Genomic DNA, 25,329 nt, shown 5'->3' on the forward strand with positions numbered 1-25,329 from the left:
CCGCATGCCGTTCTCCCGCGCCGAGCTGGCCTCGTACCGCGACCGCACCGTCGAGGATCTGCTCGACGGCGACGTCCGCCTGCTCTTCGTCGGCATCAACCCCGGGCTCTGGACCGCCGCGACCGGCGCCCACTTCGCGCACCCCGGCAACCGCTTCTACCCGGCCCTCGCCGCCGCGGGCATCCTCGACCGCGTGCTGCGCGTCTCCGAGGGGATGACGGCGGAGGATCGCCGGGCTCTCGTCGATCGCGGGGTCGGCATCACCAACCTCGCGCCGCGCGCCACCGCCCGCGCCGACGAGCTCACGTCCGACGAGCTCCGCGCCGGCGCCGAGCGCCTCGTCCGGACGGTCGAGCGGGTCCGCCCGGCGGCCGTCGCCATGGTGGGCATCACCGCCTACCGCGCCGCGTTCGGCCGCCGGAGCGCCCGCCAAGGTCGCCAGGAGGAGCCGCTCGCCGGCGTGCCGCTCTGGGTGCTGCCGAACCCCAGCGGACTGAACGCGCACGACACCGTCGCCTCGCTCGGGCGCGCCTATCGCGAGCCGGCCGTCGCGGCCGGACTGATCCAGGAATAGCCGTCACCCCTCGGAGGTTGCAAAGTCCATGAGTACGCATGAAGTGAAGTTCGGTGTCGACACGTTCGGCGATGTCACGGCCGGTGCCGACGGCACACCCCTCTCGCACGGCCAGGTCCTGCGCGACGTCGTGGAGGAGGGCGTCCTCGCCGACGCGGTCGGCCTCGACTTCTTCGGCGTGGGCGAGCACCACCGCGCCGACTTCGCCGTCAGCGCCCCCGACGTCGTGCTCGCCGCGATCGCCGCGAAGACCGAGCGCATCCACCTCGGCTCCGCGGTCACGGTCCTCTCCTCGGACGACCCCGTCCGCGTCTACCAGCGCTTCGCCACGCTCGACGGCCTCTCGAACGGCCGCGCCGAGGTCATCCTCGGGCGCGGCTCCTTCACCGAGTCGTTCCCCCTCTTCGGCTTCGACCTCTCCCAGTACGAGGTCCTCTTCGAGGAGAAGCTGGAGCTGTTCCACGAGCTTGTCCAGGGCGGCCCCGTCACCTGGCAGGGCACCGTCCGCCCGGCCCTGACCGAGCAGAGCGTCTACCCGTCCATGGAGGGCGACCGCCGCCTGCGCACCTGGATCGGCGTCGGCGGCAGCCCGGAGTCGGTCGTCCGCGCCGCGCGCTTCGGCTTCCCGCTCGTCCTCGCCATCATCGGCGGCGCCCCCGCCCGCTTCCGCCCCTACGTCGACCTCTTCGGCCGCGCCCTCGACCAGCTCGAGCAGCCGCGCCTGCCCGTCGCGGTGCACTCGCCCGGCTTCATCGCGGACACCGACGAGGAGGCGCACGAGCTCTACTACGGCCACTACAAGGGCATGCTCGACTCCATCGGCCGCGAGCGCGGCTGGGCCCCGCTCACCCGGGAGCGCTTCGCCGAGGAGGCGGGCCCCGACGGCGCTCTGCACCTCGGCTCGCCCGAGACGGTCGCCCGCAAGATCGCGAGCACGGTGAGCGCCCTCGGCATCGACCGCTTCGACCTCAAGTACAGCGCCGGCACGCTGCCGCACGCGGCGATCATGCGCAACATCGAGCTCTACGGCACGCAGGTGATCCCGCGCGTCCGCGAGATCCTCGCCGAGAGCTGACCCGCCCCCGGAGCACCGACGCGCGTCCGGGCGCCGTGGAGGGTGCGCACTGCGCGCTCCCACCGGGCGCCCGGGCGGCGTCGATATGCTCGGAGACCGGGCACCGTCCCGCCGCCCCCGACCCTCCGGAAGCAGATGCCAGACAGCCACGCCGCCCGCACCCCCTACGAGGTGCTGGGCGTCCCCGCGAGCGCGTCGGAGGACGAGCTCAAGCGCGCCTACCGCCGCCTCCTGCGGGAGACGCACCCGGACACCGGGGGAGACGCGGCCTCGTTCCACGCCGTGCAGGTCGCCTGGGAGCGGATCGGCAGCGCCTCCGCCCGCGGCGACTACGACCGGGGAGCGCCGGCCCCCGGCGCCTCGTCGCCGGCGCCGTTCACCGGCTCGCCGCGCCAGCAGACCGCCTCCTCGGTCCGCGCGCGCTCCTACGGGCACCCGGGCGGCGCGGCCCGCGAGTACTACCTCCGGCTCGTCCGCGAGTGGGTCGGCCGCGGCGTCGAGATCGACGACCCGTTCGATCCCGCCCTCGTGCGCTCCGCGCCGCGCGAGGTCCGCTCCTGGCTCGCGAAGGCGCAGGCGGAGGAGGCCACCGCCTCGCTCGTCGGTGCCCTCGGCATCGCCTTCACCATCTGGAACGACGTCGCGGTCGGCGACGGCGGCGTCAAGATCGACCACCTCGTGCTCGGCCCCTCCGGCCTGCTCGCCCTGACGTCCGCCGACTGGGGCGAGCCGGTGCGCCTGCGCAAGGGCGAGGTCGAGGGAGCGGGCCTGGCCGAGGACGAGAAGCCGCTCGCGTCGCTGTCCAAGGCGGCCCGCCGTCTCGGCCGCGAGTTGGGCGTCCGCTTCTCCGCGAGCGTGATCGTCGTCCCCGACGACGCGCTCGAGCAGCCCTACGAGCAGGTCGAGCGCGGCCGCCACGCGGGTGACGTGCTCATCCGCCGCTCCCTCCTCCCGCAGCTGCTGCGCTCCGGCACCGACGACCCGCGCCTCGGCGGCTACGGCGAGTCCTTCGAGGTCCGCACCCGCGTCCAGAACCGCGTCCGCTTCGTCTGACGCTCCGCGCTAGCTCGGCTCCGCCCGGTCGGCAAGGGGCTGTCGTCGTCGTCGCTGCGCGTCCGACGATGGAGTCTCACGATGAACGCCTGCCCTCCGGCACGGCGACGACGACGAGCGGAACGAGGCGGACGATGGTGCGATTCGGCTACACCCTGATGACCGAGCAGAGCGGCCCGAAGCAGCTGGTGGGCTACGCGGTCGATGCCGAGAGGCTCGGCTTCGAGTTCGCGGTCTCGAGCGATCACTACTCGCCCTGGCTGACCGAGCAGGGCCACGCGTCCTACGCCTGGACGATGCTCGGGGCCGTCGCGCAGGCGACCTCGACGATCGAGCTCGCCACCTACGTGACGGCCCCGACCATCCGCTACCACCCGGCCGTGATCGCGCAGAAGGCGGCGACGCTCGCGATCCTCTCCGACGACCGCTTCCTGCTCGGCCTCGGCTCCGGCGAGAACCTCAACGAGCACGTCGTCGGCGAGGGCTGGCCCGCGGTCGCCGCGCGCCAGGACATGCTCGAGGAGGCGGTGCACATCATCCGCGCCCTGCACTCCGGCGAGCTGGTCACCTGGGAGGGCGAGTACTTCCGCGTCGACTCCGCCCGCATCTGGGACCTGCCGGAGAAGCCCGTCCCGATCGGCCTCGCGGTCTCGGGGGAGAAGTCGATCGAGCGCTTCGCCCCGCTCGGCGACCACCTGATCACCACCGAGCCGGAGGCCGAGCTCGTCTCGCAGTGGACCGCCGTCCGCGGCGCCGACGCCGCCCCGTCGCGCGCGATCGGGCAGATCCCGATCTGCTGGGCGCCGGACAAGGAGCAGGCCGTCGCCCTGGCGCACGAGCAGTTCCGCTGGTTCGCCGGCGGCTGGTCCGTCAACGCCGACCTGCCGACCACGGCCGGCTTCGCGGGCGCGACCCAGTTCGTCCGCCCGGAGGACGTCGCCGAGTCGATCGCGTGCGGCCCGGACCTCGACGAGCTCGCCGAGAGCGTCGTCCCCTACATCGAGGCCGGCTTCACGGACATCGCGCTGGTCCAGGTCGGCGACGCCCTGCAGCAGCGCTTCCTCGACGAGGCGGCCGAGGGCCTGCTCGAGCGCCTGCGCGCCCTGGCCCCCTGACCCACCCTCCGCCTGCCTCCGGAGAGCCCCGGAGGCAGGCGAGGCCTGCCCTGCCTCCGCCCCCGTGCCTGCTGATCGACCAGCCCGCGCAGCGGCCCCCCCATGCTGATCGACCATCCCGCGCAGCGGCCCCCCATGCTGATCGAGCAGCCCGCTCCGGGGGCGCCTCGAGCCACGCTTGCATGCTGATCGAGCAGCCCGCTCCGCGGGCGTATCGAGATCCACGCCTGCATGCTGATCGAGTAGCCCGCTCCGCGGGCGTATCGAGATCCACGCGCAGGTCCCTCACCCGAGGACGGTGATCCCGACCGTCCGCACGGTGTTCGTCGTCCCCGTGTCGACCGCCGTCAGGACGTGCTCGCCCGGCGCCGCCGGCGCGCCGGGCAGCACGATCTCCGTGACGAACCCGCCGTGCTCGTCGGTCACGACGGACGCGAAGCGCGCCCCGCCGTCCAGCTGGAACCCGATGCCGGTGGTGGCGGGCCAGCCCGCCCCGGTGAGGGTGAGGCTCGGCGTGCCGGCCGGGACGGCGGTGCGCAGTGCGGTCACGGTCGGCCCCGCCGCGGGTGCCGCCGGCGCCGCGGCGGCACCCGGCGGGTCGAGGTCGACGGCGAGGGAGAGCACGTCCCCGTTGCGGGCGGCGACGACCTGGGTGCGCCCGCCCGCTGCGTCCGGGTACGCGGAGAGCGAGAAGCCGCCGTCGGGGCCGACGTCGACGGGGTCGGAGAGGTCCGGGCCGTCGCCGTACCCCTCCGACATCCCGGCCGGGAGGTGCCGCAGGACGGCGGAGCTCCCCGGGGGCAGCGTTCCGGTGACGGTGCGTCCCTCCACGCGCAGGTCGCCGAAGGCGAGGGCCGCGGGTCTCGCGGCGCCGGCGGTGCTGATGCCGAGGACGTGGTCGGTGCGGGTGTACTCGCCGGTGTCGGTCGGTGAGGTCCAGAGCCGGTACAGGCGGGTGGTGCCCGGCCCTTGGAAGGGTGCGGGTCCGGAGTCGCAGCGCCAGAGTCCTTCCTCGTCGATCTCCTGCGCACCGCAGACGAGCGCGCCGGTGGCGTCGTCCGTGACTCTCACGAAGGTGGTGGCGGTCCCGGTGCCCTTGAGCAGGGTCGTGGTCTGCTCGGCGACGGTGCCGCCGCGGGTGCTGAACGCGGTGGGCAGGTCGGTGTGGGTGATGGCGTGGACGACGTCGACGGGGTCGACGGAGGGGACGACGAGGGCGTTCTTCGACGGGTCGAACAGGCGCATGCTGTTCTCGGCGTGCTCGTAGAGGTCGAGGGTCTCGTTCGTGATCGAGCCGAACTGCGCGTCCGCTCGGCCGGTGTAGGCGTCGGGGTCGATCGGGTGGGTGTTGTCGGTGGGCAGCTCGTCGAGCGAGACCTTGTGCTTGGCGGAGCCGCACTGGGACAGTCCGCCCTTCTCGTTCACGGCGTCGACCCACTGGGAGCGGAAGTCGGTGAAGGTCTTGCCCGTGTTGACCTCGTCGGTGAGGACGCGGACGGCCTTGCGCAGGTCCTGCCCGCCGGCCTGCCAGGTCAGCTGGAGGGAGTGGTTCGCGGCGGTCCGGATGTCGTCGATCGCGCCCTGCACCGACGGGGGGAGCGTCTCGGCGGTGTAGCCCTGCGCGACGGCGTCCAGGACGATCCGGGACTGGGCGAACCTGGCCCGGTAGGCGATCTGGTCCTGCGCCAGGCGCACCGCGTCGAGCTCCTTCTTCGCCGCGACGCGGGTCATCCGCGAGAGGGCCTCGTGGGCGGGCCACTGGTACGCGTCGATGAGCTTCTGCCCGGGGAACTCGCACTCGCGCGGGTCGGATCCGTGCAGCCACATGTCCATGATCGCGATCACCAGCGCCACCGGCCCCAGTTCCGGGAACGCGAGCGCGACCAGGCCGACGATCGCGCTCGCAAGCTGGTACCCGTCTCCCGTGCTGTCGAAGTTCATGATCCCCTGCAGGGTCCCCAGTCCCACGGCCGCGGGCCCCATCTCCGGCACCACGACCGACGCGACGCCTGTCACGGCGACCGCGTCGGAGAGGGCGTCCGAGTCCCCGTGGAACGCGTCGATCAGGCCCTTCACCGCGAACGCGGCGTTGGCGATGCCCTCGCCGTTCCCCGCCGACGTGCGCACCAGCTCCGCCGCCGTCGCCCGGTAGTCGTTCCACACGCTCGCCCGCGCCTCCGCCGGGACGTACTCCCCGCCGAAGCGCTCGGCCAGCGCCGCCATGCGCGCCGCCGACGCCTCGTCCGCCAGCCCCGCCTCCGGCGCCACGGCCGTCCCGGAACCCGGCGGCTCCGTCGACGAACCCGGCAGCTCCTCAGCGTGCGGCCCCGTCTCCGCAGCAGGTCCCTCGTCGGGCGCCTTCTCCGCCGCAGGGCCCGGGATCCTCCTCGGAGGGGTCGCGGTCGCCTCACCGCCCTCGACGGCGCTCGACTCCACCTCGCAGAGGACGCACAGGGCGTCCGTCGGAGTCGGTGCCGACTCCTCGGGGCTGCTCGTCCGCGACCAGACGGCGTCGAGGGACGTCTCGAGTCGGAGGCTCGGGGACCTGAGCGGGTGCAGCAGGTCGGCGTGCCCGATCGGGCCGGTCCTCTCGAACGCCCCGACGCTGTTGATCAGCTTCCCGGAGGCGATCCTCCGCACCAGCGGCTCGTACTCGGCGCGGGCGGGGATGTGCAGGGCGGCGGCGATCCTGGTCTCGGTGGGGTGCTGCGTCACGAGCCTGTCGAGGGCCTGCGCTCGGCGCGCGAGAGCCTCCCGGACGTGCTCGGGCTCGTCCCCCGCGGCCTGCTCCTGCGTCCTCGCGCGCTCGAGCGCGACGTTCAGGAACGGATTGGGGCTTCGGACGAAGTGGGCCTCCGTGTAGGCGTCGTCCGGCTCGGACTCCGCTGCCGCCGGCGCCCCGGGGTCGGCGTCGTCATCGCTCAGGAGCCAGTCCTTCACCGCTGCGAGCCCGCGTGGTCCCCCCTGCGTCACGAGCTCATCGACCGGGCTGAAGATGCGCAGGTCCTGCTCCGGAGTGCCGAGCGTCCTCAGGTCGCCGCCGCGCACGGGGGTGGGGATCGAGAGCCTGTACTCCTTCCCGACCTGCGCGCCGGCGAGCCCCTGGACCGAGTGGTACAGCTCGTGGGCGAAGGTCGCCGTCGGTGAGAAGGCGCGGACGGCGCCGGTCTCCTCGTCGAAGTACGACGGAACGCGGTCCGGGTCGAAGGTGAGGAACGAGTCCGACCCGGCTCCTCCGATGGCGTCCGCCCCGCTCAGACGACCCGATGACCAGCTGTCCCCCGGGACGATCAGGACCCGGACGTCGGAGACGTCGCCGTTGACCTCCAGGAACCGGTTGCCGTCCGCCTCACTCGGGCCGAGGAGGTCCGGGATCGCCTCGACGAGGCTCCTCGACGGTTCGGCCGTCAGGAGCTCGGCCAGCATGGAGCTCACGAGCCGATGGTTCCGCAGGCCCTTCGGCGAGATCGCCATCCCGCCGACAGCGCTGGGCTGAGCCGCGACCGCGATCCCGGGAGCGACGGTCCACGCCTTGAAGACGCGCCCCGTGATCGGACTCTCGACGAGGGTGAAGGAGGCGGGCGGCAGCTCGCTGCCGCCCGGCGAGTCGCCGCCGGGCGCGGCCGACGCCCCGCTCCCCGAGATCAGGACGCCGACCACCGCGATTGCCGCGACGGCGGCGCTCAGTCGCGCCCCTCGTCCCCGGTCCCCCCGCGCCGACCGGGGGCGCCGGATAGATGCTGCCAGGAGCCGGATCGATGCCGAGAGAGATGACATTCCCTCAGACTAGAAGTCCGCCGAGCAGCCGCGCAGCGCAGTGGCGCGCGATCGCGGAGCGTGCGCGAGGTCGTCGGACCAGCGCCTCAGAAGCCGCGGAGCCGCTCGATCTCGCGCCGGTCGCGCTTGGTCGGGCGGCCCGCACCGCGGTCGCGCTCGATGATCGCGGGAGCCGCCTCCCGGGGCGGCGGCGGGGGAGTGCGGTCCTCGAAGCACTCGGCGGCCACCGGCGCGCCGACCCGCTTCACGATCAGACCGCGGACCACGAGCTCGCGATCGAAGCCGCCGATCCTCACGCGGACCTCGTCGCCGACCCGCACCGTCTGCGCGGCCTTGGCCCGCTCGCCGTTCACCCGGATGTGACCCGCACGGGCCGCCGTCGTGGCGGCGGAGCGGGTCTTGTAGACGCGGACGGCCCACAGCCAGGCGTCCACCCGGACGGAGCCGGTCACCGGGATCTGCATCCGTCCAGTCTACGAAGCCATGATGGATGCAGTCCCCAGCGGCGAGAGCGCCAGCTGTGCAGAAGATGCGGCCCGCACCCGGCCGTCGACCGAGGAGGTTCACCATGAGCACGTACCACAGCTACGGCGAGGACACCGGCGAGGGCGTCCCCGCCCGCGGCGCCCCCGAGCACAGCGGCTCGCCGTCCGAGCTGCGCGACACCGCGTTCCCGCACGCCGGGCTCGAGTTCTCCCTGGTCCCCTCGGGCCACGAGGAGTGGCAGGTCCGCCACCCCGAGGGCCGCCCGGTCGGCGTCCTCGCGATCATCTCCCACAGCGGCGAGGAGGGCGAGGCGGTGTTCGTCACCCGCCGCGTGGGCTCCGACGAGGCCGTCGCCGAGGGCACCGACTGGCGCGGGATCGTCTCCGCGGTGATCAACGACGAGGCGGCCGACCAGCGCGTCCAGGGCAGCATCGATCCCGCGCTCGACTACACCCGCGGCGGCCTGATGCACCACGGGAAGGCCGACATCGAGGACCAGGTCTGACCCGCCGAGTCCTCTAGCGCGCGAGGAGCGCCGCGTTGATCCGGGCCGTGAGCTCGTGATCGACGCGGCGCTCCTGCGCGTCCACCGCGCGGATCGGAGCGGAGTTCCGCGCGCTCGAGACCAGCCAGGCCGCCTCCGCCGCGGCGAGGTCCTCCGCCCGGAGCGGTCGCTCGGCGGTGCCGAGGCCGAGTCCGCCGGCCAGCGCGAAGAGGTCCGCCTGCGTCGTCCCCGGCAGCAGCCCGAGGCGGGGCGGGGGAGTGACGAGCTCGCCCGCCGCGAGCAGCACCAGGTTCGAGGTCGGCCCCTCGAGCAGGAAGCCGTCGCTGGAGACGAACAGTGCGTCGTCCGCCCCGCGCCGCAGGGCCTCGCGCGAGGCCGCGCGGTTGACCGCGTAGGAGAGCGTCTTCGCGCCCGCGAGCAGCCAGGGCGAGGTGCGCTGGACGTCGGAGTGCAGACCGCGATCGAGCAGGACGATGCGCACGCCGTCGCGTCGGGCGGGCCCGAAGTCGGGGCTCGTCTGCACGAAGACGATCCCGGTCGGCCGCCCGTCGCCCTCGACGCCCCGGCTCAGGATCGTCTTCACCATCGCCTCCGGCACGGGAGGATGCGCCTCGACGGCCGCGGCGATCGCGGCGAGCCACGCCGAGCGGTCCGGGCGGGGCAGACCGAGCATGCGCGCCGAGTTCTCGAACCGGTCGAGGTGGGCCTCGAGGGCCTGCAGGCGCCCGTCGACCAGGTTGATCGTCTCGAACACCCCGTCCCCGCGGGTGAAGCCGAGATCCGTCACGTCCAGGCCGCCCCGGCCGGTCGGATCGAGCGCGGGCCCGGGTCCGCCCTCGTGCGCCGGAGCGTCGAGCGAGGGGCGGCCGAGGACGACGAGGGTGTCAGCGGGCATGGGCGGTGCGGTCCTTCCGGAGGCGGAGCGAGGAGCGGGCGAGCACGACGACCAGGAGCGCGCCGAGGAGCGCCCCGGTGCCGTTCGAGACGAGGTCGCGCACGTCCGCGACGCGCGAGGGGAGGGCGAGCAGCTGGATCGTCTCGATCGCGACGGAGACGCCGAGGCCGATCACCGCGGCGAGGAGCCGGCGCCGGGGCGGCAGCTGCGCCGCGAGCAGGGCGCCGAGCGGCACGAACATCAGCACGTTCGCCGTGAACTCGGCGACGTCGAAGGTGAACCAGGAGGTGACCGGCGTCGAGGCGAGGAACGCGATGATCCCGCGGACGAGGGCCGACGGCTGCCCGGCCGGGTACGGAGCCGGGGTCAGAGTGATCAGGGCGACGATGCCGAGGTAGACGAGTGTCGCGACCGGGAGGATCCTCGAGCGCCGCATCCCCCGATTCTGCCAGGTGCCCGCCGGACGGTCCGGAGCGCCCCGCCCGGTGTGGAAGGCTGGAGCGCATGACGAGCGACGGCCCGGCCGACGGCGGAGCGCTTCCGCGCCACCCCTTCGACGCCGCGCTCGGCGACGGCTGGGTCGAGATCGGCGACGGGCGCCGCTTCTGGGGCCGCTTCGGCGCCGCGGGCCTGCTGCTGAGCGACCCGGACGGCCGCGTCCTGCTCCAGCACCGCGCCACCTGGAGTCACTTCGGCGACACCTGGGGCCTCCCCGGCGGCGCCCGCCACCCCGACGAGACCGCCTTCGAGGGCGCCCTGCGCGAATCGGTCGAGGAGGCGGGAGTCCCCGACGGGATCGTCGTGCCCGTCCTCTCCCGCGTCGTCACCGTCGGCCCGTGGAGCTACACGACCGTCCTCGCCCGGGCCCTCGAGCACTTCGCTCCTCGGATCGCCGACGCCGAGAGCCAGGAGCTGCGCTGGGTGCCGCCGGCCGAGGTCGACGCCCTCCCACTGCACCCCGGCTTCGCCGCCTCCTGGCGCGAGCTGCGCGCGCTCGGCACCGAGCCCCGCGTCCTCGTCGTCGACGCGGCCAACGTCGTCGGCTCGCGCCCGGACGGCTGGTGGCGCGACCGCGCCGGGGCGGCGGAGCGCCTCGTCGCCGGGCTGGCGCGACTCGCGACGCTCGGCGCCCCCGGCTCCGTCCTCTCGGTCGACGCGGACACCGCCTGGCCGCGGATCGTCGCGGTCCTCGAGGGCGACGCACGGGCGGCCCGCACCGCCGAGGCGGTCGAGGCCGCCCCGCGCGAGCGCTTGAGCATCGTGAGCGCCGCCGGCTCGGGCGACGACGCGATCGTCGAGCAGGTCGCCGCGATCGGCCCCTCCGCCCGCGTCGTCACCGCCGACCGCGGTCTCGTCGCCCGGATCGAGGAGCTCGGCGCCGCCGCGCTCGGCCCGCGGGTCCTGCTGGACCTGCTCGACGCCGTCCGGGAATAGCCCGCCGACCGGCCCGGTTGCATACGTCATGGCCACGACAGCGATGACTCTCGACACCCACGACCAGACCGTCTCCGACGGCATCGTCCTCATCGACTTCTGGGCGGAGTGGTGCGGCCCGTGCCGCCAGTTCGCCCCCGTCTTCGAGGCGACCAGCGAGAAGAACCCCGACGTCGTCTTCGCGAAGGTCGACACGGAGGACCAGCAGCAGCTCGCCGGCAGCTACGGCATCTCGTCGATCCCCACCCTCGTCGTCTACCGCGACGGCATCCCGCTGATGGCGCAGCCCGGCGCCCTCCCCGCCCCGGCCCTCGACGCCCTGCTCGAGCAGGTCCGCGGGCTCGACATGGTCGCGGTCCGCAAGCAGTACGAGGACGCGAAGGCCGCGCAGGAGTCCGGCGCCCCGCAGCAGTTCGACCACGGCGCGCAGATCTGATCCGCACCCCTCCACGACGACGGAACCCCCGGCAGCCGCTCAGGCCGCCGGGGGTTCCGTCGTTCGTGCGTGGGGCCGATCAGCCCGTGTTCTGCAGCCCGGCGGCCACGCCGTTCACGGCGAGCAGCAGCAGCCGCTGGTTCTGCTCCGTCCCCGATCCGCCCGGATCCGTGCGGAGGGCCCGGAGCGCGCGCAGCTGCAGCAGCGACAGCGCGTTGACGTAGGGCGTGCGCAGCCGGACCGCGCGGCCGAGCACGCGGTGCCCGGTGAGCAGGCTCTCCTCGCCCGTGATCGAGAGCACCCAGCGCCGGGTGAGCTCCATCTCGTCGAGGACGAGTCCGGCGAGGTCGTCGCGGGAGTCGAGCGCGAGGTAGCGGCGGGCGATGCCCTCGTCGGTCTTCGCCAGCGACATCTCGACGTTGTCGATCATCGTGGTGAACAGCGGCCAGGTCTCGTACGCGGTGCGCAGCTCGTCCAGATCGCCGACCGCCTCGAGCGCGCTGCCGAGCCCGAACCAGCCGGTCAGGTTGACGCGCGCCTGCGTCCAGGCGAACACCCACGGGATCGCCCGCAGGTCCTCGAGCGATTCGACCGAGAGGCCGCGACGGGCCGGCCGCGAGCCGAGCGCGAGCAGGCCGACCTCCTCCTGCGGCGTCACCCGGGCGAACCAGGGCGCGAAGCCGTCGGCCTTCACCAGCTCGAAGAAGCGGCGGCGCGACTCGCGGTCCATCGTCGCCGCGACGTCGCGGAAGCGGTCGGCGGCACCGGCGTTGCGGTCGCCGATCGAGGGAGAGGAGGCCAGGAGCGTGGCCCCGGCGACCTGCTCGATGTGCCGCGTCGCGATGTCCGGGTTGCCGTAGCGGGCGAAGATGACCTCGCCCTGCTCCGTCAGCTTGAAGCGGCCGTCGACCGATCCGGGCGGCTGCGCGAGGACCGCGCGGTTCGCCGGCCCGCCACCGCGGCCGAGGGCGCCGCCGCGGCCGTGGAAGAGCGTGAGCACGATGCCCTCGTCCTCGGCCCACTTCGCGATGCGCGCCTGCGCGTCGTAGAGCGCGAGCGTCGCCGAGACGGGTCCGACGTCCTTCGACGAGTCGGAGTAGCCGAGCATGACCTCGAGGCGGTTCCCCGTCGCCGCGAGGCGCTCGCGCACCTGGGGCAGCAGGATCATCTCGGCGAGGATGTCCGTCGAGGCGTCGAGGTCCGCGAAGGTCTCGAACAGCGGGACGGCGTCGATGATCGGCGGGGCGCCGTCCGTGGCCGCCTCGGCGAGGTCGAACACCGTGCGGAGGTCGTCCGCCGACTGCGTGAACGACACGACGTAGCGCCGCGCGGCGTCGGTGCCGAACCGCTCCTGGACCTTCGCGATCGCGCGGAAGACCGAGAGCACCTCGGTACTGCGCTCGTCCAGCTCGCCGCCCGCACGGATCGCCGCGAGGGTCTCGCGGTGCACCTTCGAGTGCTGGCGCACCTCGATCTCGGCGAGGTGGAAGCCGAAGGTCTCCGTCTGCCAGATCAGGTCCTGCAGATCGCCGTAGGCCGAGCGCACGTCGCCCGCCTCGATCAGCGAGTCCTGCAGGGTGCGCAGGTCGGCCAGCAGCTCGGCCGCGGAGCCGTAGGCGAGTGCGCCGCCGGTGCGGGTCGCCGCGAGCCGGTCGGCCGTGAGGAGCAGGACGCGCCGGTGGGTCTCGCTCGGCGAGCGCTCCGCGATGACCGCGGCGAGCTCGGGGGCCCTCTCGACGCCGGCGCTCCAGAGCGCTTCGACGGCGGCGGACGGGGGAGTGGTCCCGGCGTCGAGCGTCAGCGCACGGCCGACGCGGCGGGCGACGCGCTCGAGGCCGATCAGGACGTGCTCGGAGGCGATGTCGACGGCCTCGAGGGTCGTCTCGGCGGTGACGAACGGGTTTCCGTCGCGATCGCCGCCGATCCAGGTGCCGAGCCGCACGAAGGCGGGGGCGATCGGCTTCCGCGTGCCGGAGGCGTCGCCGAGCAGGGCGTCGTCGAGCCGGCGGTAGACCCGCGGCAGCACCGAGAAGAGCGACTCGTCGAACACGCTCATCGCGGTCCGCACCTCGTCCAGCGGGCTGGGCTTCGACTCCCGGAGCGGGGCGGTGCGCCAGAGCGTGTCGACCTCGGCGAGCAGTCGCCGGCGGTTCTCGACCAGCACGACGCCGCCGGTGCGCGGGTCGTCCCGCTGCTCGAGCAGCGCGCTGATCCGGCGGATGGTGGAGGAGACGGCACGGCGGCGCGCCTCGGTCGGGTGCGCGGTGAGGACCGGCCGGAACTCGAGGCGGGAGAGGCGCTCGAACGCCTCCTCCTCGCCCAGCTCGTCCGTGAGCGTCGCCATCGAGGCGATGATCGAGTCCTCGGGGCGCTGGGCGCCCGCATCGGCGTCGCGGCGGCGCAGGACCCGCACGCGGTGGAACTCCTCCGCCACGTTGACGAGGTGGAAGTAGCAGGTGAAGGCCCGCGCCACCTCCTCCGCGCGCTCGGCCGTCAGCGAGGCGACGAACTCCTCCGCCGCGGCGAGCTCGTCGGCGTGCCCGCTGTCGTAGGCGCCGATCGTGAGGGCGCGCAGCCGCTCGACGTCGGTGTAGAGGCTGTCGTCGCCGGACTCGCGCAGCACCTGGCCGAGGAGCTCGCCGAGCAGGTGGACGTCACCGCGGATGCGGTCGTCCATCGGCGGCGCGACGGTCCCGTCGGCGGAGGGGGCGGAGGAGGCGGGTGCTGCGGTCGCGGCTGGCGCGTCGGAGATCGGAGGCACGGCACGACCTTAGCGGCGGTGCGTGTCCGGCGGATGACGCCACTGTCACGCGGCGGAATGGAATGATCGAGGGGTGACCGTGACCCCTGCACCTCCCGCCCCCGCCGTCCAGACCGAGCAGGCCGCCCCCCACGTCGTCGTCCTGTTCGGAGCAGTGGGCGACCTGTCCCGTCGGAAGCTCATCCCGGGCATGGCTCACCTGGCGCTGTCCTCGCTCGCTCCCGACCTGCAGATCGTCGGCACCTCGCTCGAGGAGCACGACGACGAGTCCTTCCGCGCCTTCGCGAAGCTCGCCTACGACGAGTTCGGCAGCCGCTCGCTCACGCCCGCCCAGTGGGACGAGTTCGCCTCCAAGCTGCGCTATGTGCCGCAGTCCGCCGGCCCCGCGGCGCTGGCCGAGGCCGTCACCGAGGCCGAGAAGGTGCTCGGCCCGGACGTCAGCCGCCTGCACTACCTCAGCGTGCCGCCGCGCGCCGCGCTGTCGGTCGTCCGCATGCTCGCCGAGGCGGGCCTCGTCGAGCGCTCCCGCATCATCATGGAGAAGCCCTTCGGCGTCGATCTCGAGAGCGCCGTCGTCCTCAACGCCGAGCTGCACGAGACCTTCGACGAGGAGCAGATCTTCCGGATCGACCACTTCCTCGGCAAGGAGCCCGCGCAGAACATCCTCGCCTTCCGCTTCGCCAACGGCCTCTTCGAGCCGATCTGGAACCGGAACTTCATCGACCACGTCCAGATCGACATCCCCGAGAAGCTGACCCTGGACCGCCGCGCCGAGTTCTACGAGTCGACCGGCGCCTACAAGGACATGGTCGTCACCCACCTCTTCCAGGTCCTCGCCTTCATGGCGATGGAGCCGCCGACGGCCCTCGAGCCGAAGGCGATCAGCGAGGAGAAGAACAAGGTCTTCCGCTCGATGCGGCTGCTGAACCCGGAGAACGTCGTCCGCGGTCAGTACATCGGCTACCGCGAGGAGCCGGGCGTCGCCCCCGACTCCGAGACCGACACCTTCGTCGCGCTGAAGTGCGAGATCGACAACTGGCGCTGGGCCGGCGTGCCGTTCTACCTGCGCACCGGCAAGCGGATGGCGGAGGGGCAGCGGATCATCTCCATCGCCTTCCGCGAGCCCCCGAAGAGCATGTTCCCGCAGGGGTCCGGCGTCGGCGCGCACGGCCCCGACCACCTCACCTTCGACCTGGCCGACGCCTCCAAGGTCTCGCTGTCCTTCTACGGCAAGCGCCCCGGCCCGGGCATGCGGCTGGACAAGCTGAGCATGCAGTTCGCGCTGCAGGAGACCGACCGCGCGGGCGACGCGCTCGAGGCCTACGAGCGGCTCATCCTGGACGCGATGCGCGGCGACCACACGCTCTTCACCACGGCCGAGGGCATCGAGCGCCTCTGGGAGGTCTCGGCCCCGCTCCTCCAGGACCCGCCGCCCGTGCGCCTCTACGCGCCGGGATCGTGGGGTCCGAACGCGATCCACCAGCTGATCGCGCCGCACGCGTGGCGGCTCCCCTTCGAGCGGGTCTGGCGCGACAAGCGCTGACGAGGATCCCCGGCATGGCTCGCGCGCCGCAGGACCGCATCTGGACGGTCCCGAACATCCTGAGCATGGTGCGACTCGCACTCGTGCCGGTGTTCCTCGTGCTGATCATCGAGGGCGAGGACGCCCTGGCGCTGCTGACCCTCGTGCTCTCGAGCCTCACCGACTACCTCGACGGCTGGATCGCGCGCCGGTTCGACCAGATCACGCGCCTGGGTGCCGTCCTCGATCCGGCCGCCGATCGCCTGTACATCTTCGCGACGGTGATCGGCCTGGCGGTGCGCGAGCTGGTGCCGTGGTGGCTGGTGGCGGTCCTGGTCGCGCGCGACCTGATGCTCGTGGTGCTCGCCGTGATCCTCGCGAACAACGGCTACGGCCCGCTCCCGGTGCACCATCTCGGCAAGTTCGCGACGTTCTGCCTCTTCTACGCGCTGCCGCTGATCATGCTCGGGCAGGCGTTCCCGGCCCTCGCGCCGGCGTCGCTCCCCGTCGCCTGGGCCTTCGCGCTCTGGGGCGCGTTCCTCTACTGGTGGGCGGGGATCGTCTACGCCGTGCAGACCCGTGACCTCATCCGGGGGGTCGAGGGAGCGACGGATGCGACCGGCGGGCCCTCCGGTTCCGATACGCTGAGGGGATAGCGAGGAGGTACGTCTTGGTCGAGTCCGTGCGCGGAGCATCATCCGCAGATCCGTCCGTTCCCGTCGAGCCGTCGACGGAGACGACCCTCACGTTCACCGACGACATCGGCGCCCAGCTGGCGGCGCTCGACAACCGGGCGTCCCGCGAGGAGGCCGAGGCCGTCGGCGCTCTGCCCTCCGGCTCGGCCCTGCTGGTCGTCCGCCGTGGCCCCAACACCGGGGCCCGCTTCCTGCTCGACACCGACTCGACCACGGTCGGTCGTCACCCCGATGCGGGCATCTTCCTCGACGACGTCACCGTCTCGCGCCGTCACGCCGAGTTCGTGCGCCGCGGCACCTCCTTCGAGGTCCGCGACCTGGGCTCGCTGAACGGCACCTACTTCGACGGTGTGCGGATCGAGTCCGCGATCCTCACCGACGGCTCCGAGGTGCAGGTCGGCAAGTTCCGCCTCACCTTCTACGCGTCCCGCGCCGACCTCGTCGCCGCTCCGGACGCGTAGCCGTGGGTCGTTCGACCGCTCGCGCACTCCCGTCCGGCTCCGCCGCTCTGCTCAGCATCGGCCAGGTCCTCTCGCACCTCACCAGCGAGTTCCCCGACGTCACCCCGTCGAAGCTGCGCTTCCTCGAGGAGCAGGGGCTGGTCTCGCCGGCCCGCACCGACTCGGGCTACCGCAAGTTCTCCACGGGTGACGTCGAGCGCCTGCGGATGATCCTCGCGCTGCAGCGCGACCACTACCTCCCGCTCAAGGTGATCCGCGGCTACCTCGACGACGTCGATGCCGGCCGCGAGCCCTCCCTGCCCGCCGGTGCCGGCGGAGCGGCCCCGTCCCTGCTCGCCCCCGCCACCCGCCTCACGCGCGAGGGCCTGGCGAGCGAGTCGGGTGCGAGCCCCGCGCTCGTGCGCGAGGCGATCGCCGCCGGGCTCGTCCGCGGCGGCGACGTCTTCGGCGAGGAGGCCGTCACGACGCTCAGGGCGCTCGTCGACCTCGGCCGCTCGGGCATCGAGCCGCGCCACCTCCGCCCGCTGCGCATCGCCGTCGAGCGCGAGATGTCCCTCATCGAGAGCGTGGTCGCCTCGAGCGCCCGCCGCGGCGAGGCGTCCGGCTCGGCCGGCGCCGCCGAGAACGCGATCGGCCTCGCCGCGCACCTCGGCACCATCCGCGAGGCGATGGTGCGCAGCGCCCTCTCCCGGATCGCGCGCTCGTGACGAGCGGCCGAGGCGGGCGACACGCCCTCGCGGAAGAGCGGATGTCGTTTACTCGGCATCCCCGGGTCGGTAGCTTAGGGAACGCGTTCGGAGCGACCGGCGTTCGTATCCGGAAGGCACAGGGATGAGAGAAGTCAGCCGCGACGTCAGCGGCCAGCGCGACCTCGTCCTCTTCACCGACGGGCTGCCCGACCTCGACGCGGACGCGGGCTACCGCGGCGCCGTCGCCGCGCGGGCCGCCGGGATCACCTACCGCCAGCTCGACTACTGGGCCCGCACCGAGCTCGTCGAGCCGACCGTGCGCGGCGCCTCGGGGTCCGGGACGCAGCGCCTCTACGGCTTCCGCGACATCCTCGTGCTCAAGCTGGTCAAGCGCCTGCTCGACACCGGCATCTCGCTCCAGCAGATCCGCACCGCGGTCAACCAGCTCCGCGAGTCCGGGGTCGACGACCTCGCGCAGACGACACTGATGAGCGACGGCGCCAGCGTCTACCTCTGCACCTCCAACGACGAGGTCATCGACCTCCTCAGCCGCGGCCAGGGCGTCTTCGGCATCGCGGTCGGCAAGGTCCTCCGCGAGGTCGAGACCAGCCTCGTCGAGCTCGACCACCAGTCGGTCGACCCCGGCGACGAGCTCGCCCGCCGCCGCGCCTCCCGCAAGGTCGGCTGACCGCCCCACGCGGCGGCTGCCGGCGCTCGATCACGGCCCCATGCTGGTCGAGTAGCCCCGGAGGGGCGTATCGAGACCCACGTCGTCGACACGTCGCTCGTGCAGACCCGCCGTCCGTCAGCGTGGATCTCGATACGTCCGCTGCGCGGACTACTCGATCAGCATGCCCGGTGGACTGCCCTGCTGCGGGATCTCACTGCGTCCGCCGCGCTCGATCAGCATGTCCGTGGACTGCCCGCCTTCGGGATCTCGAGGCGCCCGTTGTGCGGACTACTCGTTCGACATGCTGAGCGGGCCGCTCTGCAGCCCGCCCAGCCGATCCGTCAGCTCGTCGCCGCCGGCACTGCCTGCTCGCCGATGCGGCCGGTGCGGATGACGCGGTCGAGCAGCAGGTCGAAGTTGTGCGCCATCTCCTGCGCGCTCTCGCCGGGCCAGACGTGCACCGGCTTCGCGGCGCCCTGCGCCTGCTGGAGCGAGGTGCGCTCGGGGAGCTGCGGGCTGAGGACCAGCGGGCCGAACATGTCGCGCAGCTCCTTGATCCGGAACTGGTGCTCGAGCGACTGCACGCGCGCGCGGTTCACGATGATGCCCAGCGGCTGGAGTCGCGGGCTGAGACCGCGGCGGATCTCCTCGATCGCGCGCAGCGCGCGGTCGGCGGCGGCCACGGAGAACAGGCCCGGCTCGGTGACGACGGCGACGCGGTCGCTCGCCGCCCACGCCGTGCGGGTCAGCGCGTTGAGCGACGGTGCGCAGTCGATGAGGACGAGGTCGTAGTCGGCCTCGACGCTCGCGAGCGCCTCCTCGAGCTTCCAGATGTCGCGGATGCTGGGGTGCGGTCCGTCGAAGTTGATGGCGGAGGGGCTGCCGATCAGGACGTCGATGGTGCCCTGGCGCTCCTTCGTCCAGCCGGAGGGCGCGATCGCCGAGCGGACGATCTTCTCCTTCGGCGACGTGAGGACGTCCGCGATGTTGAGGTGACCGGCGACGTTGATGTCCATGCCGGTCGAGACGTCGGACTGCGGATCGAGGTCGACGACCAGCGTTCGCAGGCCCTTGGAGAACGCCGCGGAAGCAAGGCCGAGCGTCACCGTGGTCTTGCCGACGCCGCCCTTGAGGGAGCTCACGCTGAGTACATGCATGGCTAGGTACTTTACTTTCCCCGGGTGGGAGAACCTAACCGCTCCCTGCGTAGCACTCCGGTCGCGGGCGGCGGAACCCGGGATCCAGGGCCCGAGTGCGCCGCCGGGCCCGCCGGTACACTGACGGCAAGCGGAAGGAGGCTCGTTCGCATGGATGAGCGCAACGACGACCAGCCCGATCTCGACACCGGCCCGACTCCGCGGACGGCGCTCGACGCGGCGCGGGACTCCGAGCAGTACGCACCGCGCGCGAGCGACACCGCTCCCACCCGCATCCCGGACGGCATCCGCCTGGACACGCCCGCTCCCGCGCGCCGCCGCTCCACGGCTCCGGCGCCCGCCGAGGACCCGGCCGTCGATGTCGGACGACTCGGGATCCCCGACGCTCCCGGCGCCGTCCGGCCCGTCTCCGCCGGCATCCCGCCGCGGGACGAGGTGTCGGTGCTCCCCGAGGACTCCGGCGAGCGGCCGCGAGGTCGCGGCGAGCAGCGCCCGGCCGTGCCCGCCGCCGAGTCCGTCGCGCCCGAGGCGTCCGCCGAGCAGACCCCCGGGGTCACGCGCCGCGACCGCCTCCGCGCCGAGTCCGGCACCGCCGGCACGTCCTCGACCCCCGAGTCCGCGTCGATGCTCACGCCGGACCGCCTGCTCGAGGTCAACCGCAAGACCCGGCCCGCGCCGACCGGCGGCTGGAACCGCTTCGTGTACGGCCTCACCTTCCACACCGTCAACCTCGGCGACTCGGCGAAGGTCCAGGCCTGGAAGGCCATGGACGAGCGGATCGGCCGGCAGTTCGAGGGCGGCACGCGCTTCGTCCCGGTGATGACCCGCAAGGGCGGGGTCGGCAAGACCACCGTCACCACGCTCCTCGGCATGGCCCTGGCCGACTCCCGCGAGGACCGCATCATCGCGGTCGACGCCAACCCGGACCGCGGCACCCTCGCGGAGCGCGTCCCCAAGCAGACCCGCTCGACCGTCCGCGACGTCGTCAACCGCGCTGCCGGAGTGACCGGCTTCACGGAGTTCTCCACGATGGTCTCGCGCGACGAGACCCGCCTCGACGTGCTCGCCTCGGACACCGACCCGCAGCTCTCCGAGGCCTTCGACGAGGACGACTACAACGTCGTCGCGGATCTCGTCGAGCGCTTCTACTCGATCATGCTCACCGACTGCGGCACGGGCATCGTGCACTCGGTGATGCGCGCGACCCTGCAGCGCGCGGACAGCGTCGTGATCGTCTCCGGCGGCAGCGTCGACGAGGCGCGCCTCGCCTCCGAGACCCTGACCTGGCTCGACGCGAACGGCTACGGCGACCTGGTCAGGAACGCCGTCGTCGCGCTCAACACCGCGACCCAGGGCACGAGCCTGGTGAAGCTCGAGGAGATCGAGTCGCACTTCCGCTCCCGGGTGCGCGACATCGTCCGCATCCCCTACGACCCGGTGCTCGCCGCCGGCTCCGTGGTGAAGTGGGAGCAGCTCCGCCCCGCGACCAAGGAGGCGGCGCGCCTGCTCGCCGCGCTCGTCGTCGAGGGCATCCCGGTCCGTCGTGCCTGACGCGCCCGGCTCCGACACCGCCGAGGCCCTCGCGTTCGACCTGATCGTCCTCGGCGCCGGCTCCGGCAACTCCATCGTCGGCCCCGAGTGGGCGGGCTCCCGCGTCGCCCTCCTCGACGACGGCGAGTGGTTCGGCGGCACCTGCCTCAATGCGGGCTGCATCCCGACCAAGATGTTCGTCCACGTGGCCGACATCGTGACCGACGTCGATCAGGGCGACCGGGTCGGCGTGCACGGCCGCGTGGCCCGACCCGAGTGGTCCGAGGTGCGCGACCGAGTCTTCGGCCGCACCGACGCGATCAGCGAGGGCGGCCTGGACTACCGGGCGAACCGCTCCGAGAACGTCGCCGTGCTCCGCGAGAGCTTCGGCTTCGAGTCGCTCGGCGACGGCGTCCGCCCGCACGTGCTGGTGAGCGCGAGCGGCGTCCGCATCAGCGCTCCCCAGGTGGTCGTCGCCGCAGGCTCCCGTCCCCGTCCGCTCCTCGCGGCCTACGAGCCCGACCCCCGGATACACGACTCCGACTCGATCATGCGGATCGACGAGCTCCCGCCGCGGATGCTGGTCCTCGGCGGCGGAGCGGTCGCCGTCGAGTTCGCGCACATCTTCTCGGCCTTCGGCACCGCGGTGACGGTCGCCGTCCGCGGCGACCGGCTGCTCCGCTCGCTCGACGAGGGGATCGCCCGCGGCTTCACCGAGCTGGCGCGCGAGCGCTGGGACGTCCGCACCGGCGTCTCCGCCGAGAGCGTCGAGGCGACGCCGACCGGTCTCGTCGCCGTCTTCGACGACGGCTCCCGCGTCGAGACCGACACGATCCTCGTCGCCACCGGCCGCGACCCGAACAGCGACACCATCGCCGCCGCCTCCGTCGGCATCGATCTGCACCCCGACGGCCGCGTCGTCGTCGACGGCGAGCAGCGGGTCCTCTCCGGCGGCCGCGTCGTCCCCGGGCTCTTCGCGCTCGGCGACGTCTCCTCCGAGTGGCAGCTGAAGCACGTCGCCAACCACGAGGCGCGGCTCGTCGCGCACAACCTCCTGCACCCCGGCGAGATGCTCTCGAACACGCTCGCCCCGGTGCCCGGCGCGATCTTCGCCCACCCGCAGATCGCGCACTTCGGCCTGACCGAGCGGGAGGCGGGGGAGCGCGGCATCGAGGTCGTCGCCGTCACGCAGGAGTTCGGCTCCACCGCCTACGGCTGGGCGATGGAGGACGACTCCAGCATCTGCACCCTCGTCGTCGGACTCGACGGCGAGCTCCTCGGCGCGCACCTGATGGGGCCGCAGGCGAGTATCCTCATTCAGCCGCTCGTCCAGGCCGCCAGTGCGGGGGTCGGGATCCGCGGTCTCGCCCGCAGCCAGTACTGGCCGCACCCCGCGGCGAGCGAAGTCGTCGAGAACGCCCTCCTCTCCGCCGAGGAGGCACTGAGGGAGCGCACCGCATGACCGAACGCCAGATCCGCATCTTCGGGGATCCCGTCCTGAAGACCGTGTCGGCTCCGATCGAGGCGGTCGACGACGGCATCCGCGGACTCGTCGAGGACCTCCTCGACAGCGTGCGCACCCCCGGCCGCGCCGGCGTCGCCGCCCCGCAGATCGGCGTCAACCTCCGCGCCTTCAGCTACAACGTCGACGGCGTCGTCGGCTACGTCCTCAATCCCGAGATCGTCGAGCTGAGCGGCGAGCCGCAGCCGGTCGACGAGGGCTGCCTCTCCGTCCCGAACCTCTGGTACCCCGCGATCCGCTACCCGCACGCGAAGGTCCGCGGCACCGACCTCGACGGCAACGAGGTCGTCCTCGAGGGCGACGGCCTGATGGCGCAGGCGCTCCAGCACGAGTGCGACCACCTCGACGGCCGCCTCTACCTCGACCGCCTGTCCAAGGACGACCGCCGGGCCGCGATGAAGGAAGTCCGCGAGAGCTCCTGGTTCTGAGTTGATTCCGAGCCGGTCCTTGCCCGGCTCGGCGCGGTCGGCTTCCTGAGGTGGCTGCGTTCCGCAGAGCGTCGGGCGTCCGCCGACGTCGAAGCGCTGGGACGCGCTTCGCCGGATGCGGCTCGGCCTTTCGGCCGCGCGCTGACCGAGTGGGGCGAGTTGTGCACACGTGCGGTCTCGATACGCGCTCCGGGTTGCGCGGAGCGGCCGCATCACGCTGATCGAGTAGGCCGCGGAGCGGCCGTATCGAGATCCACGTTCTGCAGGCGTGCGGTCTCGATACGCCCTTCGGGCTGCTCGACCGGCATGGGGTCGCCCTGCGGGCGGACCACCCTGATCGAGTGGGTCGCGGAGCGGCCGCAACATGCTGATCGAGTGGGTCGCGGAGCGGCCGCAACATGCTGATCGAGTAGGCCGCGGAGCGGCCGTATCGAGATCCACCGTGCTGCAAGCGTGGGTCTCGATACGCCCTGCGGGCTACTCGACCTGCATAACAGCGCTGCGGTCGCTCCATGCTGATCGAGGAGGGCGCGGAGCGGGCGTGTCGGGATCCGCCGTCGTGCAGGTGGTGGCCGCGTCGTGGTCAGCGGAGGCTGATGCCCTCCGTGGCGGGGGCGGCGCTGTAGACGCTGCTGATGGTCTGGGCGAAGTCGTCGAGGATGACGTTGCGCTTGATGCTCATCTTCGGCGTGAGGTGGCCGCTCGCCTCGGTGAACTCGGTCGGCAGGATGACGAACTTGCGGATCGACTCGGCGCGCGAGACGCGGGCGTTCGCGGCGTCGACGGCGCGCTGCACCTCGGCGAGGACCGCGGGGTTCACCGCCGCCTTCTCGAGCGAGAGTGACGCGTCCTGACCGTTGTTGGCGAGCCAGGTCGGCAGCATCTCGGGGTCGAGGGTCACCAGCGCCGCGATGAACGGGCGCTGGTCGCCGACGACGACCACCTGCCCCACCAGCGGGTTGGCGCGGATCGGGTCCTCGAGCGCGGCCGGGGCGACGTTCTTGCCGCCCGCGGTGACGATGATCTCCTTCTTCCGCCCGGTGACGCGGAGGTAGCCCTCCTCGTCGAGCGAGCCCAGGTCGCCGGTCTTGAACCACTCGCCGTCGAAGGCCTCGGCCGTCGCCTTCTCGTCGTTCCAGTAGCCGCCGAAGACGTCGATCCCGCGCACCTGGATCTCGCCGTCCGCGGCGATCCGGATCGAGCAGCCGGGCATCGCGGGCCCCACGGAGCCGATCTTGAAGCGCTCGGTCCGGTTGACCGTCGCGGGCGCGGTGGTCTCGGTGAGCCCGTAGCCCTCGAGGATCTTGATGCCGAGGCTGTGGAAGAAGTGCCCGAGCCGGTCGCCCAGCGGGGCCGAGCCGGACACCGCGAAGCGGACGTTGCCGCCCATCGCCGTGCGCAGCTTCGAGTAGACGAGGCGGTCGAAGAGCAGGAACTGCAGCTTCAGCGCGAGCGGCACCGAGCCGGCCTCGACGGCGATCGAGTGGGCCACGGCGACGTCGGCCGCGCGGCGGAAGATCTTGCCCTTGCCACCGGCCTCGGCCTTCTGCTCGGCCGAGTTGTACACCTTCTCGAACACGCGCGGCACGGCCAGCAGGAAGGTCGGCTTGAACGAGCCGAGGGAGGGGAGCAGCTGCTTCGTGTCGGCCTGGTGCCCGACCTTCACGCCGCCGTGCACGCAGAGGATGGCGATGAAGCGCGCGAACACGTGCGCGGTGGTGATGAAGAGGAGCGTCGAGGCGCCCGGCTGGTGGATCAGCTCCGTCAGCGCCACCGCGGAGTTGCGGCTGAGCTCGACGAAGTTGGAGTGCCGGATGATGCAGCCCTTGGGGCGGCCGGTCGAGCCGGAGGTGTAGATGATCGTCGCGACGTCGGCGCCCGTGGCGAGCGAGCGGCGGCGCTCGATCTCGGCGTCGGGCACGTCGACCCCGCGGGCCGCGAGCTTGTCGAGGTCGCCGAGGCCGATCTGCCAGGCGCTCCGGACGTCCGGGAGGTCCGCGCGGATCTCGTCGAAGCGGGCGAAGTGGTCGGCGGTCTCGACGATGACGGCGCGCGCCCCGGAGTCGGCGAGGTTCCACTGCACCTGCGCGGGGGAGGAGGTCTCGTAGACCGGCACGAGGACGCCGCCCGCGAACCACACGGCGAAGTCGATCAGGGTCCACTCGTAGCGCGTCTTGCAGATCAGGCCGATCTTGTCGCCCGGCTCGATCCCCGCGGCGACGAGGCCCTTCGCGAGGGCGGTCACCTGGTCGAGGAACTCGCGCGCCGTGACGTCGCGCCAGCCCGAGCCGTCCGGCAGGGCGAAGAGCGCCCGCTCGGGCGTCTCCCGGACGCGGTCGAGGAGCAGCGCCGTCGTGTTGGCCTGCGGATCCGGCGCCACGACGAGGGGGGAATCGAACTGCTCCACGGCAACTCCTTCGGTACCTGAACGATTGTCGGGTCCAGCCTACCGGCGGCGCCTGACTGTGTATCCACTCAGGGTAACGATCCGCACGTCGGTTCTCAGCGGGTCACTACACTCGATGTGGCCGCCGCACCGGGGCG

At 72.8% G+C, this 25,329-nt stretch carries 22 protein-coding genes; 15 read left to right on the forward strand and 7 right to left on the reverse strand.

Translation table 11 applies throughout. The annotated features are described in order from the left end of the window. The first annotated feature begins 4 nt into the window (after positions 1-4). The 4 genes from HQQ82_RS17595 to HQQ82_RS17610 all read left to right on the forward strand — a co-directional run bounded on the left by HQQ82_RS17595 (position 5) and on the right by HQQ82_RS17610 (position 3,817). Positions 5-574: a mismatch-specific DNA-glycosylase gene (locus tag HQQ82_RS17595; RefSeq protein ID WP_173235370.1), complete on the forward strand. Its 570-nt coding sequence runs from the start codon at positions 5-7 to the stop codon at positions 572-574. A 28-nt stretch (positions 575-602) separates the two neighbouring features. Next, complete coding sequence (locus HQQ82_RS17600; protein WP_173235371.1) at positions 603-1,649, forward strand: LLM class flavin-dependent oxidoreductase; 1,047 nt, start codon at positions 603-605, stop codon at positions 1,647-1,649. Between the two features lie 135 nt (positions 1,650-1,784). Continuing rightward, entirely contained in the window at positions 1,785-2,702 is a 918-nt protein-coding gene (locus HQQ82_RS17605; protein ID WP_173235372.1) for a J domain-containing protein, read from the forward strand. Positions 2,703-2,836: 134 nt separating this feature from the next. Beyond that, positions 2,837-3,817: a TIGR03557 family F420-dependent LLM class oxidoreductase gene (locus HQQ82_RS17610; RefSeq protein ID WP_173235373.1), complete on the forward strand. Its 981-nt coding sequence runs from the start codon at positions 2,837-2,839 to the stop codon at positions 3,815-3,817. Positions 3,818-4,102: 285 nt separating this feature from the next. Here the strand turns inward: HQQ82_RS17610 and HQQ82_RS17615 are convergent, their stop codons facing one another. Both HQQ82_RS17615 and HQQ82_RS17620 read right to left on the reverse strand, forming a co-directional pair. Then, positions 4,103-7,477, reverse strand: a complete 3,375-nt coding sequence (locus tag HQQ82_RS17615; RefSeq protein ID WP_173235374.1) for a hypothetical protein — start codon at positions 7,475-7,477, stop codon at positions 4,103-4,105. A 203-nt stretch (positions 7,478-7,680) separates the two neighbouring features. After that, positions 7,681-8,058 carry an RNA-binding S4 domain-containing protein gene (locus HQQ82_RS17620; RefSeq protein ID WP_173235375.1) on the reverse strand — a complete coding sequence of 126 codons (378 nt, stop codon included), beginning with the start codon at positions 8,056-8,058 and terminating at the stop codon, positions 7,681-7,683. Positions 8,059-8,162: 104 nt separating this feature from the next. On the opposite strand from HQQ82_RS17620, the gene HQQ82_RS17625 reads away from it, so the two are divergent. Next, positions 8,163-8,585, forward strand: a complete 423-nt coding sequence (locus tag HQQ82_RS17625; protein ID WP_173235376.1) for a hypothetical protein — start codon at positions 8,163-8,165, stop codon at positions 8,583-8,585. Positions 8,586-8,598: 13 nt separating this feature from the next. Here HQQ82_RS17625 and HQQ82_RS17630 read toward each other — a convergent pair whose 3' ends face one another. Both HQQ82_RS17630 and HQQ82_RS17635 read right to left on the reverse strand, forming a co-directional pair. Continuing rightward, complete coding sequence (locus tag HQQ82_RS17630) at positions 8,599-9,480, reverse strand: aminotransferase class IV (RefSeq protein ID WP_173235377.1); 882 nt, start codon at positions 9,478-9,480, stop codon at positions 8,599-8,601. Further along, positions 9,470-9,916, reverse strand: a complete 447-nt coding sequence (locus tag HQQ82_RS17635) for a VanZ family protein (RefSeq protein WP_173235378.1) — start codon at positions 9,914-9,916, stop codon at positions 9,470-9,472. The genes HQQ82_RS17630 and HQQ82_RS17635 overlap by 11 nt, the downstream gene beginning before the upstream one ends. Positions 9,917-9,984: 68 nt before the next feature. Between HQQ82_RS17635 and HQQ82_RS17640 the strand changes: the two genes are divergently transcribed. Both HQQ82_RS17640 and trxA read left to right on the forward strand, forming a co-directional pair. Further along, a complete protein-coding gene (locus HQQ82_RS17640; protein ID WP_173235379.1) occupies positions 9,985-10,914 on the forward strand; it encodes an NUDIX hydrolase in 930 nt (309 codons plus the stop codon). A gap of 28 nt (positions 10,915-10,942) precedes the next feature. Continuing rightward, positions 10,943-11,350, forward strand: a complete 408-nt coding sequence (trxA, locus tag HQQ82_RS17645) for a thioredoxin (RefSeq protein WP_173235380.1) — start codon at positions 10,943-10,945, stop codon at positions 11,348-11,350. Positions 11,351-11,429: 79 nt separating this feature from the next. Here the strand turns inward: trxA and HQQ82_RS17650 are convergent, their stop codons facing one another. Beyond that, positions 11,430-14,027, reverse strand: coding sequence for a phosphoenolpyruvate carboxylase (locus HQQ82_RS17650; protein WP_173235847.1), 2,598 nt, complete (start codon positions 14,025-14,027; stop codon positions 11,430-11,432). Between the two features lie 163 nt (positions 14,028-14,190). Between HQQ82_RS17650 and zwf the strand changes: the two genes are divergently transcribed. From zwf to HQQ82_RS17675, 5 genes are all read left to right on the forward strand, one after another. Continuing rightward, positions 14,191-15,654, forward strand: a complete 1,464-nt coding sequence (gene zwf, locus HQQ82_RS17655; protein ID WP_367948028.1) for a glucose-6-phosphate dehydrogenase — start codon at positions 14,191-14,193, stop codon at positions 15,652-15,654. A 14-nt stretch (positions 15,655-15,668) separates the two neighbouring features. Next, positions 15,669-16,289: a CDP-alcohol phosphatidyltransferase family protein gene (locus HQQ82_RS17660; RefSeq protein WP_173235383.1), complete on the forward strand. Its 621-nt coding sequence runs from the start codon at positions 15,669-15,671 to the stop codon at positions 16,287-16,289. A 26-nt stretch (positions 16,290-16,315) separates the two neighbouring features. Next, positions 16,316-16,789, forward strand: a complete 474-nt coding sequence (locus HQQ82_RS17665; protein ID WP_160091368.1) for an FHA domain-containing protein — start codon at positions 16,316-16,318, stop codon at positions 16,787-16,789. Positions 16,790-16,791: 2 nt separating this feature from the next. Beyond that, positions 16,792-17,496, forward strand: coding sequence for a MerR family transcriptional regulator (locus tag HQQ82_RS17670; RefSeq protein WP_173235385.1), 705 nt, complete (start codon positions 16,792-16,794; stop codon positions 17,494-17,496). A gap of 124 nt (positions 17,497-17,620) precedes the next feature. Next, positions 17,621-18,166: a MerR family transcriptional regulator gene (locus tag HQQ82_RS17675; protein WP_173235387.1), complete on the forward strand. Its 546-nt coding sequence runs from the start codon at positions 17,621-17,623 to the stop codon at positions 18,164-18,166. A 323-nt stretch (positions 18,167-18,489) separates the two neighbouring features. Here HQQ82_RS17675 and HQQ82_RS17680 read toward each other — a convergent pair whose 3' ends face one another. Beyond that, complete coding sequence (locus tag HQQ82_RS17680; protein WP_123446122.1) at positions 18,490-19,305, reverse strand: ParA family protein; 816 nt, start codon at positions 19,303-19,305, stop codon at positions 18,490-18,492. Between the two features lie 150 nt (positions 19,306-19,455). On the opposite strand from HQQ82_RS17680, the gene HQQ82_RS17685 reads away from it, so the two are divergent. The 3 genes from HQQ82_RS17685 to def are packed head-to-tail and all read left to right on the forward strand — an operon-like array spanning position 19,456 to position 22,785. After that, positions 19,456-20,856 carry a MinD/ParA family protein gene (locus tag HQQ82_RS17685; RefSeq protein ID WP_254071628.1) on the forward strand — a complete coding sequence of 467 codons (1,401 nt, stop codon included), beginning with the start codon at positions 19,456-19,458 and terminating at the stop codon, positions 20,854-20,856. Then, on the forward strand, positions 20,849-22,297 hold the full coding sequence (locus HQQ82_RS17690) for a mycothione reductase (protein ID WP_173235389.1): 1,449 nt from the start codon (positions 20,849-20,851) through the stop codon (positions 22,295-22,297). Before HQQ82_RS17685 ends, HQQ82_RS17690 begins: the two co-directional genes overlap by 8 nt. Then, on the forward strand, positions 22,294-22,785 hold the full coding sequence (gene def, locus HQQ82_RS17695) for a peptide deformylase (protein ID WP_173235391.1): 492 nt from the start codon (positions 22,294-22,296) through the stop codon (positions 22,783-22,785). Before HQQ82_RS17690 ends, def begins: the two co-directional genes overlap by 4 nt. Before the next feature lie 583 nt (positions 22,786-23,368). On the opposite strand, the gene HQQ82_RS17700 is transcribed toward def, so the two are convergent. After that, positions 23,369-25,192, reverse strand: a complete 1,824-nt coding sequence (locus HQQ82_RS17700) for a long-chain fatty acid--CoA ligase (RefSeq protein ID WP_173235393.1) — start codon at positions 25,190-25,192, stop codon at positions 23,369-23,371. Between the last annotated feature and the right edge of the window lie 137 nt (positions 25,193-25,329).

Source organism: Rathayibacter sp. VKM Ac-2856 (assembly GCF_013205055.1).
Classification (GTDB): domain Bacteria; phylum Actinomycetota; class Actinomycetes; order Actinomycetales; family Microbacteriaceae; genus Rathayibacter.